This window comes from Streptomyces litchfieldiae (genome assembly GCF_031845365.1).
GTDB classification, from domain to species: domain Bacteria; phylum Actinomycetota; class Actinomycetes; order Streptomycetales; family Streptomycetaceae; genus Streptomyces; species Streptomyces litchfieldiae.
Genome location: NZ_JAVREL010000009.1, coordinates 74,492 through 90,244, shown reverse-complemented (window position 1 = coordinate 90,244; position 15,753 = coordinate 74,492). Strand labels below are relative to the sequence as shown.

The window sequence follows — 15,753 nt, the reverse complement described above, 5'->3', positions numbered from 1 at the left end:
CGAACTACTGCTTCAGGTGCCCGATATCGGTCCCGTCCCGCCCCTGGTCGGCCGATGTCGCCCCGGGGTGGGTGGCCGCCCAGCTCGCGAGGACCTTGAGGCGGTCCTCCGATGTGGTGCCCGGTTCCGCGGTGTAGATGGTCAGGTTGTGCACCGCCCGGCTGGCCAGGGGCAGGTCCAGGGACTGGTAGGTCAGTTCCGGACGGCCGACTTCCGGGTGCCGCAGGAGCTTGACGCCCTCGTGGCGGATGCGGACGTCGTGGGCGGCCCAGCGGGTACGGAAGTCGGGGCTGAGCGTGGACAGTTCGCCGATGAGCTCGCGCAGGGACCGGTCGTTGGGCTCGCGTCCGGCCTCGGCGCGCAGCAGCGCTTCTCCGCGCGCCACGAGGCCGGTTTCGTTGGGCCGACACGAGCACCACCCCCGCGAACTCGGAGGACCACCATGCGAGGAGATGTCCTTCCACGCCCCCGGCACCGTGCCCGTCGCGGACCGCACGACGGCTGACCATCTCGGCGTTCAACCCCAGCATCGCCGTCGCCCTCACCCGGCGCCGCGTCCGCTCCACCTGACCTGTCGGATTCCACCATCACGCACCTTGGAGAACTCTCATGCGCGCGACTCTCATGTACGGCGCCGGCGACGTCCGAGTCGAGGACGTCCCGGACTCCGTCATCAAGCTGCCCACGGACGCGCTGGTCCGCGTCACCGCGTCGTGCATCTGCGGAAGCGACCTGTGGCCGTACGGCTCGATGCCCCCGGCGGACGCCCCGGCCCGGATGGGGCACGAGTTCGTCGGCGTCGTCGAGGACACCGGCGCGGAGGTGACCACCGTCACGAGGGGCGACCTGGTCGTCGCTCCCTTCGCCATCTCCGACAACGCCTGCGCGTTCTGCCGCGATGGCCTGCACACCTCCTGCGCCCACCCGCAGGCGAACTTCTGGGGCTCCGGAAGCGAGGACGGCGGCCAGGCCGAAGCGGTCCGGGTCCCGCTCGCCGACGGCACTCTCGTCAAGCTGCCCGTCGCACCGGACTCGGCCCTCATGCCGTCCCTGCTGACGCTCTCGGACGTCCTCGGCACCGGCCACCACGCCGCCGTGGCGGGCGGTGTCAACGAACGCACCAGTGTCACCGTCATCGGTGATGGCGCCGTCGGCCTGCTGGCGGTGCTGTCGGCCAAGCGACTGGGCGCCGAGCGGATCATCCTCATGGGACGCCACCAGGCGCGCACCGATTTCGGCCGGGAGTTCGGCGCCACCGATGTCGTCGCCGCCCGGGGCGAGGAAGGCATCGCCCGGGTCCGTGAGCTCACCGGCGGGCACGGCACCCGCGCCGTCATCGAGGCCGTCGGCCACCTGACCGCCTATGAGCAGGCGCTCGGAGTCGTTCGCCGGGGCGGCGTCATCAGCCGCGTCGGCGTCCCGCAGTACGAGGAGGCGCCGGTCGGCTTCGGGAGCCTGTTCCGCCACAACCTCCGCCTGGCCGGCGGCCCCGCGCCGGTCCGCGCCTACATCGAGGAACTGATGCCCGACATCCTCGACGGCACCATCGAGCCGGGCAAGGTCTTCGACACCACGACCGACCTCGACGGCGTCCCCGCCGGCTACCAGGCCATGGCCGACCGCAAGAACCTCAAGGTCCTCATCGCCCCCTGACCGTGGGCACCCCATGGGGCGATCCGGGCTCGGGCGAGGCCCGGGCCCGCGCCAGCGGGGCCCACCGGGCATCACTCGTTCCGGTGAACTCCCGCCCTACCGGACGTGGTTGCTGCGAGACTGCCGACGACCGGTGGGCCCAGAAGGAGAACGCACCGATGGGGACGTTATGGCGGATCCTGCTGCTGGCGGCGGCGGCCGGGGCCTGGCCGTGCTGGCGGGCGTGGTTCTACCCGGGCGGCCCGTTCCGCGCGGACCTGAAGCCGCTCCGCGACGAGTTGGCCGTCAATCGCCGCCAGAGGTGGTCCGCGGCCGTGCGGATGGTCGTGAACCGCGTCACCACGGGCAGCGACATCCGGCGGGAGGAACGCAGGCACCTCGAAGGGATCGCGGCCCGCGAGCGCGCCATCGAGGAACTGAAGAATCCACCGCTGGGCGACCCCGTCGACAAGCTGGGCCGCATCGTGCTGTACGAACACGTCCTGCACATCGTGACGGACTCCCCGCCGGCCGCCGATGCGAACGACCCGTCACGCGAAGAACCACCCCCGCCGATTGAACTCCCGCTGACGGGCCTCCGCGTCCGGTCGGAGCCCTATCCCGACACCGCATGCTTCATCCTGACCCCTGCCCGCGGCGACCGCCGGCGTGAGTGGTTCCCCACCGGGGACCACGACATCCGGCAGGTGATGCGGTTCTTCGACCTGATCGAGAGAACGATCAAGGCTCATGAGAAGTCCCGCCCTCAACGCGAGGCTCAGCGCGTCGCGGCCGAGGACGATTTGAAACGGTGGCGCGCCTCCCGCCCCGGGGTCGAGAAGGCGGTCCGACGGCGCGACGCCGTCCTCGGCGAACTCCACGCGCTCCGGCAGGCCCTGGCGGACAGCCGCGCGGTCATCGCCGCGAGTTGGGATAAGGAAACGAACCGCCGGCCGCGGTAGGCGACCCCCGCCTTCACGACGGTTGAGGAAACTTCACATCGGCGCGCGATAGTCCACGCTTCGCCCCTCATTGTCCACACTCGCCTATCTAGCATGTCCATGACTGAGCCGCACGGCGTCGGCGTGACGCCGTTTCTTCCTTTCCACCCGAGATCGCGGGCACCTGCGCGTCGGCCACCACCATCACAGCCGGTCGACGGCTCCTGTCGTGCTGCCCGCCGCCCAGCCTGAACGCCCCAAAAGAGGAGGAGAAGGTATGACGAGGCAGAGACGAGTGAGACCCGTGGTCGCGACCTGGCTGACGGGTCTGCTCGCCGCCACCGCGTCCCTGGCCGCGGTCGACACGGCGCATGCCGCGACGACCCGGTACGAGGCGGAGGGCTCGTCGGCCACCTGCGACGGCACCATCGACTCGAACCACTCGGGATTTTCCGGGTCCGGCTTCTGCAACACCGACAACGCCTCCGGCGCCTCCGCGCAGTTCACGGTCGACGCCCCGGCGGCCGGAGAGGCGACGGTCGGCGTCCGGTTCGCCAACGGCGGCTCGGACGCCCGGCCGTCGAACCTCGTGGTGAACGGGGCGACGGTGCAGGCACCCTCGTTCGAGTCCACGGGAGCGTGGAACGGCTGGGTGACGAAGACCCTCACCGTGCGGCTGAACGCGGGCAGCAACACTGTCCGCCTCAGCGCCACCGGCTCCGGCGGCCTGGCGAACATCGACTACGTCGAGGTCACGACGGACGGCGGCAGCACCGAGCCACCCACGGGCGTGCTCTACGTGGCGCCGAACGGCAGCGACGGGGCGGACGGTACGCAGGCCAACCCGACGACGCTCGCCTCGGCGATCAACCGTGTCACCCCCGGCGGGACGATCTACATGCGCGGCGGGACCTACCGCTACTCGCAGACGGTCACGATCCCGGCGGGCAAGAACGGCACCTCGGGCGACCGCACCCAGCTTTTCGCCTACCCGGGTGAGACGCCGGTGCTGAACTTCTCGGCGCAGAGCGAGAGCACCTCAAACCGCGGGCTCGCCCTGAACGGCAACTACTGGCACCTCAACGGCCTCGTCGTGGAACGCGCGGGCGACAACGGGATCTTCGTCGGCGGCAGCAACAACGTCGTCGAGCGCACGGTGACCCGCTTCAACCGTGACTCGGGGCTCCAGTTGTCGCGGATGGCCTCCGACACGCCCCGCGACCAGTGGCCGTCCAACAACCTCATCCTGAGCGCGGTGTCGCACGACAACGCCGACTCCGACGGTGAGGACGCCGACGGCTTCGCCCCGAAGCTCACCGTCGGCCCCGGCAATGTCTTCCGCTACACCGTGGCCCACAACAACATCGACGACGGCTACGACCTCTACACCAAGAGCGACACCGGAGCCATCGGCGCGGTGACCATCGAGAACTCCCTCGCCTTTGAGAACGGCACCCTGTCCGACGGCTCCCAGGCCGGGGCCGGCGACCGCAACGGCTACAAGCTCGGCGGCGAGGACATCGCGGTCAACCACACCATCAGGAACAGCATCGCCTACGACAACGGCAAGCACGGGTTCACCTTCAACAGGAACCCCGGCACGATGACGGTGTCGAACAACGCCAGCATCGGCAACGCGCAGCGCAACTTCAACTTCGACGCCGGCACGTCGGTGTTCCGCAACAACACCTCGTGCGACAGCGGGGACGAGGACAGGATCGTCGGCAACGCCGACGGCTCCAACCAGTTCTGGTCCGGCTCGAACGGATCCCGGTGCTCCTCGTACTCCGGCTCCCTGAGCTGGTCCTTCGCCTCCGACGGCTCGCTCGTCGTGAGGTTCGGCGGTACCCAGGTCCTGCCGTAACCGATCTCGTCGCCGGCCCATCCGGTCTGCCCGGATGGGCCGGCGCCCAGCACGTCGCCCGCCACGGGGGGCGTTACGCCGCCGGGACTCGGTCCAGGAACCCCAGAACCTGGGTCAGCCGTCCGTTGCCGTCGGTTGTCGCGACGTCGAAGCCCACGATCGGCGCCTCGGCGCCTTCCGGCCCCAGCTCCCAGGTGAAGCGGACCTGGTTGTGGTGGCCGTCGACCGGTCCGGCCAACCGGAACGTCATGCCGGGGAACTGGCTCTGCGCCGCGGCGATCATCGCGTCGATCGCATCACGGCCCTCGGCGACGGCCAGCGGGTCGATGTAGCGGGCCTCGGGGGCCCACAGGTCGTTGATGTCCTGGCGCCGCCTCGCCGGATCGGTCTCGTTCCAGATCGCGATGTACCGCTCGGCCAGCTCATCGAATGACGTAGCCATGGATTTCTCCTTGTTTGCCGGGAATGTTGGCGGTTGTCGCCTCTGGAAGAGATGATCTCCCGCGCCTCGGCCCGCCGTCGATGACGTCGCGGGTAATGGCCTGTGCGCCGGTGCGGCCATGGGGCCGGCCACGCGGCCCGGGCGTCGGCTACAGCGACCCCCCGTACCCGGCGCGTTCCCCACGCCCGCTCGCCGCGCGGCCCTGGCGGAGGCGGTGGCTGAACGGGGCCCGCGTGCGGAGATCCTCGGTGAGGTCCCGCCGGGGGTGGCCGAGCGGATCAGCCCCGATCTGTGGAGGTTGGCCTGGCCGTTGATGAGCCGCCCGCGCAACCGCGAGATCATGGTGGACTCTTCGCGGGCATCCGGTCAGTGTGGAGCTCTTCCCCGACTACCAGGCCTACTTGCGGCAGCACCGGCCGCCGGCCCTCATCGTCTGGGGGCCGCACGACGGCTATATGCCGGAGGAGTCCGCGCGAGCCTATCTGCGGGACCTCCCCGACGCCGAACTCCACCTGCTGCCGGACGCCGGTCACTGGGCGCTGGAGACGCACCTCGGGGAAATCGTCCCCCTGATGCGGGATTTCCTCGGCCGGGTGCTGCCCGCCTGAACACCCGGCTCAGGCCGGGGACATCACCTCGTACAGATTCCCCGCCTCGTCGGTGAAGAACAGGCCGCGCGGGCACAGGGGATGGTCGGTCCGGCCGTTGTCCGGCTCCGTCGGGTCGCTGCCGTAGGGCACGCCGGCCGCTTCGAGGCGGGCGAGGATCGCGTCGAACGTCTCCGGGTCCACGTCGAACGCCAGGTGGTGGCCCTCCGGTTCGGGCACGGCCATGAAGTCCAGCGTCAGCGAGTCGTTCACCCGGACCGGGGCGAAGTGTCCGTCGCGTCCGGCCGGGGGCAGTTCGGGCAGGCCCATCACCGAGGCGAAGAACCGGGCCGCCCGGCGGTGGTCCACGGCCGGGACGATGGTGTGGTTGAGCGTGACGGTCATGTCGCCCTCCGGGGCTCGTCGTAGGAACCGTGCAGCAGAACGTCGACCAGCTCCGCCGGTGTCGGGTCCGCGTCGGCGGGCTCGTCGCGGAGCTGGGTGAAGAGCATCCCGAGGAAGACCGCCGCCACCTTTCCGGGCGGCAGGCGCAGCGCCGCCCGGTCCGGCTCGATCAGCTCCGTCACGGCCTCGGTGATCGCGCGCACCGACGCCTCCCTGCTGCCCGGCGCCGGCTCCTCGCGGGCGCGGTCCCGCCGGTGGCCGGAGGCGTGCAGCGTGCCGACCACCGCGCCCATGCGGGCCAGATGGGCGCGCAGCGCCTCGGCCGCCTCGGTCAGCCGCGCGGGCAGCGGCTCGTCGAGGGGGATCGAGGCCAGCTCCCGCAGGACGTGGTCCGGGTTCACCGCCTCGGCCACGCAGGCGTCCAGCAGCTCGTCCTTGTCCGCGAAGACCCGGAAGATCGTGCCCTCGCCGATGCCCGCCGCCCGCGCGATCCGGCTCGTGGTGACGGCGGCTCCGTGCTCCGCGACCAGTGGCAGCGCGGCGGCGACGATCATGGCCCGGCGCTGTTCGGCGCTCATGCCGGGGGCCCGTCGGCGGGCCGGGATGTCGGTCATGCCGGCCAGCCTACGGAGTGAGTGCTCACTCCGTCAATGCGCTCCAGTGCCCGCCGAGCGGCGGGGCCAGCCAACTCCCCGCCCGGGCGCGGAAGTCGGGCGGCGCCAGGGCGCCCGCGCCCGCCGGTACGGCGCCCAGCAGGGGCGCGTCGGCGGCCGACGGCAGGTCGGTGACGTTGCAGCGGGCCGCCAGGTCGGGGTCGGCCGGCCAACTGCCGATCACCACGCCCAGCGTGATCAGGCCACGGGCCCGCAGCGCCTCGCCCGTCAGCGCCGTCAGATTGAGCGTGCCCAGGCCGGCCTCGGCGACGACCAGCACCGGCGCGCCCAGCAGCGCGGCGGCGTCCGCCAGCGTGCCGCCCGTGTCGTCGAACCGCACCAGCAGCCCGCCCGCCCCCTCCACCAGCACCAGGTCGTGCCGGTCGGCCAGCTCCACCGCCGCCTTGGCGGCCTCGGCCGGTCCCACCGGCGGCAGCCCGGCCCGCCGCGCCGCCGTCGCCGGCGCCAACGGCTCGGGGAAGCGCGCCAGTTCGCACCGCGTCACCGCACCCGCCAGCCGCGCCGCCTCCGCGACATCCCCCGGCTCGCCGGCCGCCACGCCCGTCTGCGCGGGCTTCAGCACCGCCACCGACCGCCCCGCGGCCAGCGCGACCGCCGCCACCGCCGCCGTCACCACCGTTTTGCCGATGCCCGTGCCCGTCCCGGTCACCACCAGGATCTCGCCGTCCGGTTGCCCGTTCACCGCGCGCTCCTCGGAATCAGGCAACGCGAGCCACCGCGCAGACCGCTTCACAGATCCGGGCCAGGTCCTCGTCCCCGGTGACATACGGCGGCATCGTGTACACCAGCTCGCCGAACGGCCGCAGCCACACGCCCGCGCGCACCGCCGCGCGCGTCGCCTCCGCCATGTCCGCCGGGTGATCGAGCTCGACCACGCCGATCGCGCCGAGCACCCGCACATCCCGCACGCCCGGCAGGCCGGCCGCCGCCGCCAGGCCCTCCCGCAGCCCGGCCGCCACCCGGGCCACCTCGCCCGCCCAGTCCCCGGCCAGCAGCAGCCCGAGGGAGGCGTTGGCGATCGCCGCGGCCAGCGGGTTGCCCATGAACGTCGGCCCATGCGCCAGCACCGGCACCTCGCCCCGGGAGATCCCCTCGGCCACCCGGCGCGTGCACAACGTGGCGGCCATCGAGAGATAACCACCCGTCAGGGCCTTGCCCACACACATCACATCGGGCGCCACCCCGGCGTGGTCCGCCGCGAACAGCGCCCCCGTGCGGCCGAATCCGGTGGCGATCTCGTCGAACACCAGCAGCACGTCGTGCTCGTCGCACGCCTCGCGCAACACTCGCAGATAGCCGGGGGAGTGGAACCGCATCCCGCCCGCGTTCTGCACCACCGGCTCCACGATCACCGCCGCCAGCTCCGCCGCGTGCCGCCCGATCAGCTCGCGCAGCGCCGCCGCGTACCGGCGGTCCGGCTCCGCGTCGAACCCGGGCGGCGGCGCGTCCGCGAACACCTGCCGCGGCAGCGCCCCCGACCACAGCCGGTGCATCCCGCCGTCCGGATCGCACACCGACATGGGATGCCAGGTGTCGCCGTGGTAGCCGCGGCGCCACGTCAGCAGCCGCCGCTTGCCGGGGCGGCCGGACGAACGCCAGTACTGGAGGCACATCTTGATGGCCACCTCGACGGACACCGAGCCGGAGTCGGACAGGAAAACGTGTGCCAGCGGCTCCGGCGTGATGTCGACCAGCCGCTTCGCCAGCCGGATCGCCGGCTCGTGCGTCAGCCCGCCGAACATCACATGGCTCATCCGCTCAAGCTGATCCCGCGCCGCCGCGTTGAGCACCGGGTGGTTGTAGCCGTGCAGCGCCGACCACCACGACGCCATGCCGTCCACCAACTCCCGCTGGCCGTGCGCCGGTTCGGCCAGCCGCAGCCGGACCCCGGACGCCGACTCCACCACCAGTGGAGCCCGCTGCCCGGGCATCGGCCCATACGGGTGCCAGACGTGTTCGCGGTCCAGGGCGAGCAGTTCGTCCACGGACAGCTTCGCGTTCGCCTCAGGCATTGGGCGGCAGCTCCGTGCCCGCGCCCCGGCGGCGCACCGCCACCAGGTCCGTGCGGTGCTCGGGCAGCGTCGTCGTCTCCGCGCCCTCCACCTCGAAGCCGGCGTCCGCGATCATGTCGAGGTCCGCCTGACCCGCCTGGCCCTCGCTGGTCAAGTAGTCGCCCAGGAAAATGGAGTTCACCACGTGCAGCGCCAGCGGCTGCAACGACCGCAGGTGGAGCTCCCGGCCGCCCGACAGCCGGACCTCGGCGTCCGGGCAGACGAAACGCACCATCGCCAGGATGCGCAGCGCCCGTTGCGGGGTCAGGTTCCACTCGGAGGCGAGCGGCGTTCCCTCGAACGGGATCAGGAAGTTGACCGGCACGGAGTCCGGGTCCAGCTCGCGCAGCGCGAACACCACGTCCACCAGGTCCTCGTCGCTCTCGCCCATCCCCGCGATCAGGCCCGAACAGGCCGACAGCCCGGCGCCCTTGGCCTGCCGCACGGTGGCCACCCGGTCGTCGAACCCGTGCGTCGTGCAGATGTCGCCGTACGTCGCCTCGGACGTGTTGAGGTTGTGGTTGTAGGCGTCGGCGCCCGCCTCCCGCAGCCGCTCCGCCTGCCCGTCCGCGAGCAGCCCCAGACACGCGCACACCTCGACGTCCGCGTGGCGCGCCCGGATCGCCGCGATCGTCTCCGAGACCCGGTCCACGTCGCGGTCGGTCGGCCCGCGCCCGCTGGCCACCAGGCAGACGCGCTTGGCGCCGCCCGCCACCCCGGCGCTCGCCACGTCCGCCGCCTCGTCCGGCTTCAGCCACGTGTACTTCAGGATCCCGGCCCGCGACCCCAGCCGCTGGGAACAGTACGAGCAGTCCTCCGGGCACAGCCCGGACTTGAGGTTGACCAGATAGTTCAGCTTCACCCGCCGCCCGAACCACTGGCGGCGCACCTTGCCGGCCGCGGAGATCACGTCGAGCAGCTCGTCGTCCGAGGTCGCCAGCACGGCCAGTGCCTCGGCACGGGTGGGCAGTTCACGGCGGAGGCCCTTGTCCACCAGGGTGTTGAGCAGATCCATGCCCCGATCCTGGCCCACCCGCCCCGGCCCGGCCAAGGAAGAAAGCTACAGAAGCCGCCCCGGCCGAGTGTACCCATCGCCACTGCCGCCCGCCCGGGCCGGACCAGTAGATTGACGCACGACTCACAGGATCCGAAGGACGGCGGCCGGTGCACGACGACAGAGACGGCCGGGTCTTCGACTGGCTCGACGCGGCCGCCGAGAGCCGGCGGCGGGCGGGCCTCGTCCGCGAGCTGCGCCCCCGGGCCGCCGACGCCGCGCCGCTGGACCTCGCGGGCAACGACTACCTGGGGCTGTGCCGGCATCCCGAGGTGATCGCGGCGGCCGCCGCCGCGGCGGCCGAGTGGGGCGCCGGCGCCACCGGTTCCCGGCTGGTCACCGGTAGCACCGCGCTGCACGCGCGGCTCGAGGCCGAACTGGCCGCGTTCTGCGGGTTCGAGGCGGCCCTCGTCCTGGCCTCCGGCTACGCCGCCAACCTCGCCGTCCTCACCGCGCTCGGCGGCCGGGGGGCGCTGATCGTCTCCGACGCGGCCAACCACGCCTCGCTCATCGACGGCTGCCGGCTCTCCCGCGCCGATGTCGCGGTCGTCCCGCACGCCGACCCCGACGCGTTCGCCAAGGCGCTGGACGACCACCCCGGACGCGCGCTCGCCGTCACCGACGCGGTGTTCTCGGTCGACGGCGACGCCGCGCCGCTCACGGCCCTCGCCGCCGCCTGCCGCGCCCACGGCGCCGCCCTCGTGGTCGACGACGCGCACGGTCTGGGCGTGCTGGGCGAGGGCGGACGCGGCGCGGTCGCCGCCGCCGGCCTGGCCGGAGCGCCCGACGTGGTGGCCACCGTGACGCTCTCCAAGTCGCTGGGCAGCCAGGGCGGCGCCGTGCTCGGCCCGGCCCGGGTGATCGCCCACCTGGTCAACACCGCCCGCACCCTCATCTTCGACACCGGACTCGCGCCCCCCGCCGCCGGCGCCGCGCTCGGCGCCCTGCGCCTGCTGCGCCGCGAGCCCGCCCGGGCCGGGCGCGTCCGGGCCGTGGCCGCCGAGCTGCACCGGCGGCTGGCCGCGGCCGGCCTGCCGGCCACCCGGCCGGACGCCGCCGTGGTGTCCGTGCGCGCCCCCTCGCCGGAGGCCGCGGTGCGCTGGGCCGCCGACTGCCGCGCGGCGGGCATCGCCGTCGGCTGCTTCCGCCCGCCGTCCGTGCCGGACGGCGTCTCCCGGCTCCGGCTGACCGCCCGCGCCGACCTGACGGACGATCAACTCGACCGTGCCGTGAGCGAGATCATCCGGACCGCGCCCGCCGCCGGAGGGAGCGGGCGCTAGCGTCCGTCTTCGCCGGGCGCGTCCGGCCGCCCTGGGCACCCCGGGCGCGGGACAGCCGCCGCTGGACGGCCACTTCAGGGGCGTTGCCGACCTCGCGGGCGAGGAGGCGTTCGCTCACACCGGCACCGGTTCCGGGCCCTCGTGGGTATGCCGACCCGCACCTCGGCCCAGCAGTGCGAACGCCGCGCCCTACACCGTGTGCTCCGCGATCAACCGCTCGGCCGTGAACCGGTCCGTGATCAGGACATCCACCAGCCCCGCCCGCAACGCCCCGTGTATCGCCGCGGTCTTGCGCGGACCGCCCGCGACCGCGACCGCCCGGGGCGCCGCGCGCAGCAGTTCCGGCGGCATGCCGATCACCCGGTCCGCGGTGGCGCCGTCCACCAGCCGCCCCGTCGCGTCGAAGAACCGCAGACAGACATCCCCCACCGCCCCCGCGCGGCGCAGCTCGGCCACCTCGGCCGGCTCCAGCACCGCCGCGCCGCCGCTCGGCGCGGTCGCCGACTCGACCGACCCGATGCCGACCAGGGCGACCGTGACCCTCTCGAACAGCGCCATGCCCCGGGCCACGAACGGGTCCTCGCGCAGCGCCCGGGCGCTCGCCGTCGAGCCGGCCACCCCCGGGGAGGGCAGATGCACCGCCTCGCCGCGCACCAGCTCGGCCAGCCGCGCCGTCAGCCGCACGGCGTGCTCGGGCGCGGTGGGGCTGCCGATGCCGCCCAGGATCTGCACGACCCGGACGTCCCGCAGGCCCGGCACCGCCCGCATCGCGTCCACGGTGGTCCGCAGCGCGGTGCTCCACGCGGACAGCCCGACGACGTCGCCCGACCGGAGCGTCACCTCCAGATAGTGCGCCGCCGCCGTGCCCAGCTCGGCGAGCACGCGCTGCTCCTCGTCGTCGTGCGCGTCCACCACCAGGGCGAGTTGGAGGCCGTAACGGTGCTGGAGGGCGTCCTCCAGCTCGGGGTGGGCACCGGGCGGCGTGGCCACGGTGATCCGCACGACGCCCTCCTCCTCCGCCTTCTTCAGCAGCCGGGACACCCGCGCCTGGGACAGGCCCAGCCGGGCCGCGATCTGCGGCTGCCGGACCCCCTCGGTGTGGTACATGCGCGCGACTCGCGTCATCATGCGCAGTTCCGCCGCGGATGCCATCCGCTCTCCCTTCCCTCGGCGCGCAGGTGACAGCCTGTCGGCGCGCCCCCACCATGGCACCGGCCGTCGGGGGAATCAAGATTCAGTCACGAATAGGTATTCAAGAGGTGGCTGTCCGAAAGTTCCGCCCCGAGGCATTGACGTGCGCGGGCCGGGCGCCTAACGTGCCGATGAATCAAGGCGCAGGCCTGAATATCCATTCACAAGGTCGGCTCCCGGGTGAGTGCGGTCGTGACCGGCTCCGGGAGCGACGGTCCCCCCGGTAGTGGTTCCAAGAAGCGGTTCAGAGGGAAGAGGTTTTTGCTGTGGGAGTAGCAAACGTTATCTAGAAACCGGTTCCCCCAGCCCCTCGGCGGTGCTCCGCACCGGCCCGTGAAACTCGAAGGAGAGCAGTACATGAGCAGCGCGAAGAGGCGTTGGTTGACCGGCGGAGCGGCGTTCGGCCTTGTGGTGACGCTTGCTGCGTGCGGCGGTGGCGACGACTCCGGATCGGGGTCGGGCGACGGCCCGGTCACCCTGGAGCTGTGGAGTGACAAGCAGGGGGCCGAGGCGTCGGTCCGGGCGTTCAACGAGGCGCACGAGGACGTCCAGATCGAACTCGTCAGCGTCCCCGCGCCCGAACTGCCCAACACCCTCAACAACGCCCATGAGGCAGGCGACGCCTCCGGTGTCCCCTGCCTGGCGCAGACGGACAACCGGCAGGGCGGCGCGCTGCTGGCCCAGGGCGTGGTGGCCGACATCGGTGAGTATCTGGACCCGCACGCCGACCAGTTCGCGCAGGGCGCGATCGAGGCGATGTCCATCGCGGACTCCGTCTACGCGGTGCCCAACCAGCGGCAGCCGATCTTCACGATGTTCCACGCCCCGACGTTCGAGGAGCGCGGCCTGGAATACCCCACCTCCTGGGAGGAGGCGATCGAGGTCGGCCGCCAGCTTCGCGAGGACGGCATCTACATCTTCAACCTGGCCGGCGAGGACCCCTCGACCTGGATGAACATGGCCTGGCAGGCGGGCGCCCGCTGGTACTCCGTCGAGGGCGACGCCTGGAAGATCGATTTCACCAACGACGCGTCGCGCTGGGCGTCCGGCATCATGCAGCAGCTCCTCGACGAGGACCTGGTGGAGCGCATCTCCTACGCCGAGTACCCGGCGATGATGCAGCAGTACGACAACGGCCGGATCGCCATGCGCCAGCTCTCCACCTGGCAGCTCGCCGGCCACCAGCGCAACGCGGACCAGACGCTGGGGGAGTGGCAGCCCGCCCCGAACCTGACGGCCAACGGTGAGACCGAGCCGCTCTCGGCCGGCGACACCTCGGGCTTCGTGGTCCCCTCCCTGTGCGAGGACCAGGAGGCCGCCGTCGAGGCGGCGGTCTGGCTCGCCACCCAGGAGGCGCCGCTGACGTACATGGCCGACCCCGCCGAGGGCTCCGGCTGGTTCCCCGCGGTGACCGACCCGTCGCCCTACCTGGACGCGCTCGTTCCCACGGAGCTGTTCGGCGACTACTCCGACGAGACCGTGCCCGTGATCGAGCAGTCGGAGAACTTCGCCGAGGGCTGGGTCTACGGCCCCAACTCCCGCGCGATGTACGAGGAGCTCGCCGACCAGTGGGGCAAGGCGATGAACGGTGACATCACCGTCGAGTCGATCCTGGAGCACATGCAGGAGTGGACGGTCAACGACCTCCGCGAGCAGGGCGTGAACGTCGTCGAGTAGGCCCGTCACCAGAACACGTTAGGCACACCTCAGATGTCGATCACCGCCACCAAGGCGGAGCCGAGGGGGACCGCGGCCGGGCGCCGCGGTCCTCGTCGGACACCCCGCTGGCACACGCTCCGCGCCGTGAAGGGCGCGGCGTTCGCCGCCCCCTTTTTCATCGGCTTCCTCTTCGTCTTCGTCGTCCCGGTGGGCTACGCGGTCTACGAGAGCCTGTTCACCGAACGCAGCTCCGGCCTGGGTATCGGCGGGCAGGAGAAGGTTTTCGTCGGCTTCGACAACTTCTCCCGGGGCCTGTCGGACGGCGACTTCTGGGCCGGGGTCAGCCGGGTGCTGGCCTTCGCCTGCGTCCAGATCCCGGTCATGCTGGCCCTCGCGCTGACCATGGCCCTGCTGCTGGACAGCATCGCCACCCGGACCGCGCACCGTTACCGGCTGGCGTTCCTCATCCCCTACATGATCCCCGGCATCGTCGCGGCGCTGATGTGGATGTACCTCTACAGCCCGCGCCTTGGCCCGCTGACCGACGTGCTGGACGCCGTCGGCATCGACGCCAACTTCTACTCCTCCAACATGCTGTGGATCTCGATGGGCAATCTGCTCACCTGGCACGGCGTCGGCTACAACATGCTGATCATCTACGGCGCGCTGCGCGCCGTGCCCCGGGAGATCTTCGACGCCGCGCGCGTCGACGGGGCCTCCGAGCTGCGCATAGCGCTGTCCATCAAGGTGCCCTTCGTCCGCGGTGCCCTGGTGCTGACGGGCATGCTCTCCATCATCGGCATGCTCCAGATCTTCAACGAGCCGCTGCTCTTCCGGCAGGTCGCCCCGGAGACCGTCACCAAGAGCTACACGCCGATCATGCTCATCTACTACCAGGCGTTCGACAGCAACGACTACGGCTACGCGGCCGCCCTGTCCGTCATCCTCGCGGTGATCGTGGGTGCGATCTCGTTCCTCTTCTACAAGCTCACGAACAGGCCCCACTCATGACTGCACCCTCTCCCGCCCCGCTGACGACCCGGCCGGCACCCGAGAGCGGGACGTCCGGCCGCCCGCGCCGCCGCCCCGCCGACCCGGCGGACGAACTGCCGGTGGGTGCCAGGCAGTCCAGGGCCTCGCGCGGCCTGGTCCTGCTCGGCCTGGGCATGCTCGTCCTCTACTCCATAGCGCCGGTGTGGTGGCTGATCGTCTCTGCGACCAAGGACCAGCGGGACCTTCTGTACTCCAACGGCATGTGGTTCGCCGACTTCAACCTGATCGACAACCTCGAACAGGTCTTCAAGTACAACGACGGCATCTACTTCCGCTGGCTGCTCAACTCGCTGCTGTACGCGGGCGGCGGAGCCGTGGTGGGCACGCTCATCGCGCTGGCCGCCGGATACTCGCTCTCCCGGTTCAGCTTCCCCGGGCGCGGCCTGATGCTCGGCGCGGTCATCGGCTCGTTCCTCGTGCCCTACGCCATGCTGACGCTGCCGCTCTACCTGCTGTTCTCGCGGATCGGCCTCGTCGACACCATCTGGGCCGTGCTGATCCCCTCGTTCATCAGCCCGTTCTCGGTCTACCTCGCCAAGGTCTACACCGACGGCGCGGTGCCCGAGGAGATCATCGAGGCGGCCCGCATCGACGGGGCGGGGGAGCTGCGCATCTTCTTCCAGATCGTGGTGCGGCTGATGTCCACCGGCGGCGCGACCGTGTTCCTGCTGTCCTTCGTGCAGAACTGGAACCAGTTCTTCCTGCCGCTGACCATGCTTCGCGGCGAGGACAAGTGGAGCCTGAACCTCGGCCTCTACTTCTGGAACGGCAAGCGCGACGAGGCGGGCATCGACCTCACGGCCCTGGTGCTGACCGGCGCCCTGCTCTCGGTCGTTCCGCTGGTCATCTTCATGGTCGCGATGCAGCGCTACTGGCGCACCGGCGTCACCCTCGGTGCCCTGAAGTGACCGCGCCCGCGG

General features: G+C 71.8%; 16 protein-coding genes. 8 read left to right on the top strand and 8 right to left on the bottom strand.

Annotated features, from left to right (window positions below; genetic code table 11):
* Positions 1-4: 4 nt before the first annotated feature.
* Positions 5-475 (bottom strand): MmyB family transcriptional regulator, encoded by a 471-nt coding sequence (locus RM590_RS16850; protein ID WP_394813891.1) that lies wholly within the window; start codon positions 473-475, stop codon positions 5-7.
* Between the two features lie 134 nt (positions 476-609).
* Here RM590_RS16850 and RM590_RS16845 point away from each other — a divergent pair, with 134 nt between their 5' ends.
* The 3 genes from RM590_RS16845 (at position 610) to RM590_RS16835 (ending at position 4,437) form a co-directional block, all read left to right on the top strand.
* Positions 610-1,653, top strand: coding sequence for an alcohol dehydrogenase catalytic domain-containing protein (locus RM590_RS16845; RefSeq protein ID WP_311705408.1), 1,044 nt, complete (start codon positions 610-612; stop codon positions 1,651-1,653).
* A 158-nt stretch (positions 1,654-1,811) separates the two neighbouring features.
* On the top strand, positions 1,812-2,594 hold the full coding sequence (locus RM590_RS16840) for a hypothetical protein (protein WP_311705407.1): 783 nt from the start codon (positions 1,812-1,814) through the stop codon (positions 2,592-2,594).
* Positions 2,595-2,850: 256 nt separating this feature from the next.
* Positions 2,851-4,437 (top strand): carbohydrate-binding protein, encoded by a 1,587-nt coding sequence (locus RM590_RS16835; protein ID WP_311705406.1) that lies wholly within the window; start codon positions 2,851-2,853, stop codon positions 4,435-4,437.
* A 73-nt stretch (positions 4,438-4,510) separates the two neighbouring features.
* Here the strand turns inward: RM590_RS16835 and RM590_RS16830 are convergent, their stop codons facing one another.
* On the bottom strand, positions 4,511-4,879 hold the full coding sequence (locus tag RM590_RS16830) for a nuclear transport factor 2 family protein (protein WP_311705405.1): 369 nt from the start codon (positions 4,877-4,879) through the stop codon (positions 4,511-4,513).
* Between the two features lie 371 nt (positions 4,880-5,250).
* Here RM590_RS16830 and RM590_RS16825 point away from each other — a divergent pair, with 371 nt between their 5' ends.
* The gene (locus tag RM590_RS16825) at positions 5,251-5,487 is read left to right on the top strand and encodes an alpha/beta fold hydrolase (protein ID WP_311705404.1); all 237 of its coding nucleotides are present in this window, start codon (positions 5,251-5,253) and stop codon (positions 5,485-5,487) included.
* A 9-nt stretch (positions 5,488-5,496) separates the two neighbouring features.
* Here RM590_RS16825 and RM590_RS16820 read toward each other — a convergent pair whose 3' ends face one another.
* From RM590_RS16820 to bioB, 5 genes are read right to left on the bottom strand one after another with little or no spacing between them, the layout of a single operon-like run.
* Positions 5,497-5,871 carry a VOC family protein gene (locus RM590_RS16820; protein ID WP_311705403.1) on the bottom strand — a complete coding sequence of 125 codons (375 nt, stop codon included), beginning with the start codon at positions 5,869-5,871 and terminating at the stop codon, positions 5,497-5,499.
* Positions 5,868-6,485 carry a TetR/AcrR family transcriptional regulator gene (locus RM590_RS16815; protein ID WP_311705402.1) on the bottom strand — a complete coding sequence of 206 codons (618 nt, stop codon included), beginning with the start codon at positions 6,483-6,485 and terminating at the stop codon, positions 5,868-5,870. Before RM590_RS16815 ends, RM590_RS16820 begins: the two co-directional genes overlap by 4 nt.
* 25 nt (positions 6,486-6,510) lie before the next feature.
* The gene (bioD, locus tag RM590_RS16810) at positions 6,511-7,227 is read right to left on the bottom strand and encodes a dethiobiotin synthase (RefSeq protein ID WP_311705401.1); all 717 of its coding nucleotides are present in this window, start codon (positions 7,225-7,227) and stop codon (positions 6,511-6,513) included.
* 16 nt (positions 7,228-7,243) lie between these two features.
* Positions 7,244-8,557 carry an adenosylmethionine--8-amino-7-oxononanoate transaminase gene (locus RM590_RS16805; protein ID WP_311705400.1) on the bottom strand — a complete coding sequence of 438 codons (1,314 nt, stop codon included), beginning with the start codon at positions 8,555-8,557 and terminating at the stop codon, positions 7,244-7,246.
* On the bottom strand, positions 8,550-9,611 hold the full coding sequence (bioB, locus tag RM590_RS16800; protein ID WP_311705399.1) for a biotin synthase BioB: 1,062 nt from the start codon (positions 9,609-9,611) through the stop codon (positions 8,550-8,552). The genes RM590_RS16805 and bioB overlap by 8 nt, the downstream gene beginning before the upstream one ends.
* A 149-nt stretch (positions 9,612-9,760) precedes the next feature.
* Here bioB and RM590_RS16795 point away from each other — a divergent pair, with 149 nt between their 5' ends.
* Positions 9,761-10,930 carry an 8-amino-7-oxononanoate synthase gene (locus tag RM590_RS16795; RefSeq protein WP_311705398.1) on the top strand — a complete coding sequence of 390 codons (1,170 nt, stop codon included), beginning with the start codon at positions 9,761-9,763 and terminating at the stop codon, positions 10,928-10,930.
* Positions 10,931-11,119: 189 nt separating this feature from the next.
* Here RM590_RS16795 and RM590_RS16790 read toward each other — a convergent pair whose 3' ends face one another.
* The gene (locus RM590_RS16790; RefSeq protein ID WP_311705397.1) at positions 11,120-12,082 is read right to left on the bottom strand and encodes a sugar-binding transcriptional regulator; all 963 of its coding nucleotides are present in this window, start codon (positions 12,080-12,082) and stop codon (positions 11,120-11,122) included.
* Positions 12,083-12,478: 396 nt separating this feature from the next.
* On the opposite strand from RM590_RS16790, the gene RM590_RS16785 reads away from it, so the two are divergent.
* The 3 genes from RM590_RS16785 to RM590_RS16775 all read left to right on the top strand — a co-directional run bounded on the left by RM590_RS16785 (position 12,479) and on the right by RM590_RS16775 (position 15,741).
* Positions 12,479-13,798: an ABC transporter substrate-binding protein gene (locus RM590_RS16785; RefSeq protein WP_311705396.1), complete on the top strand. Its 1,320-nt coding sequence runs from the start codon at positions 12,479-12,481 to the stop codon at positions 13,796-13,798.
* A 126-nt stretch (positions 13,799-13,924) separates the two neighbouring features.
* Positions 13,925-14,791 carry a carbohydrate ABC transporter permease gene (locus tag RM590_RS16780; protein WP_311705395.1) on the top strand — a complete coding sequence of 289 codons (867 nt, stop codon included), beginning with the start codon at positions 13,925-13,927 and terminating at the stop codon, positions 14,789-14,791.
* Positions 14,788-15,741: a carbohydrate ABC transporter permease gene (locus RM590_RS16775; RefSeq protein WP_311705394.1), complete on the top strand. Its 954-nt coding sequence runs from the start codon at positions 14,788-14,790 to the stop codon at positions 15,739-15,741. The genes RM590_RS16780 and RM590_RS16775 overlap by 4 nt, the downstream gene beginning before the upstream one ends.
* Positions 15,742-15,753 lie beyond the last annotated feature (12 nt).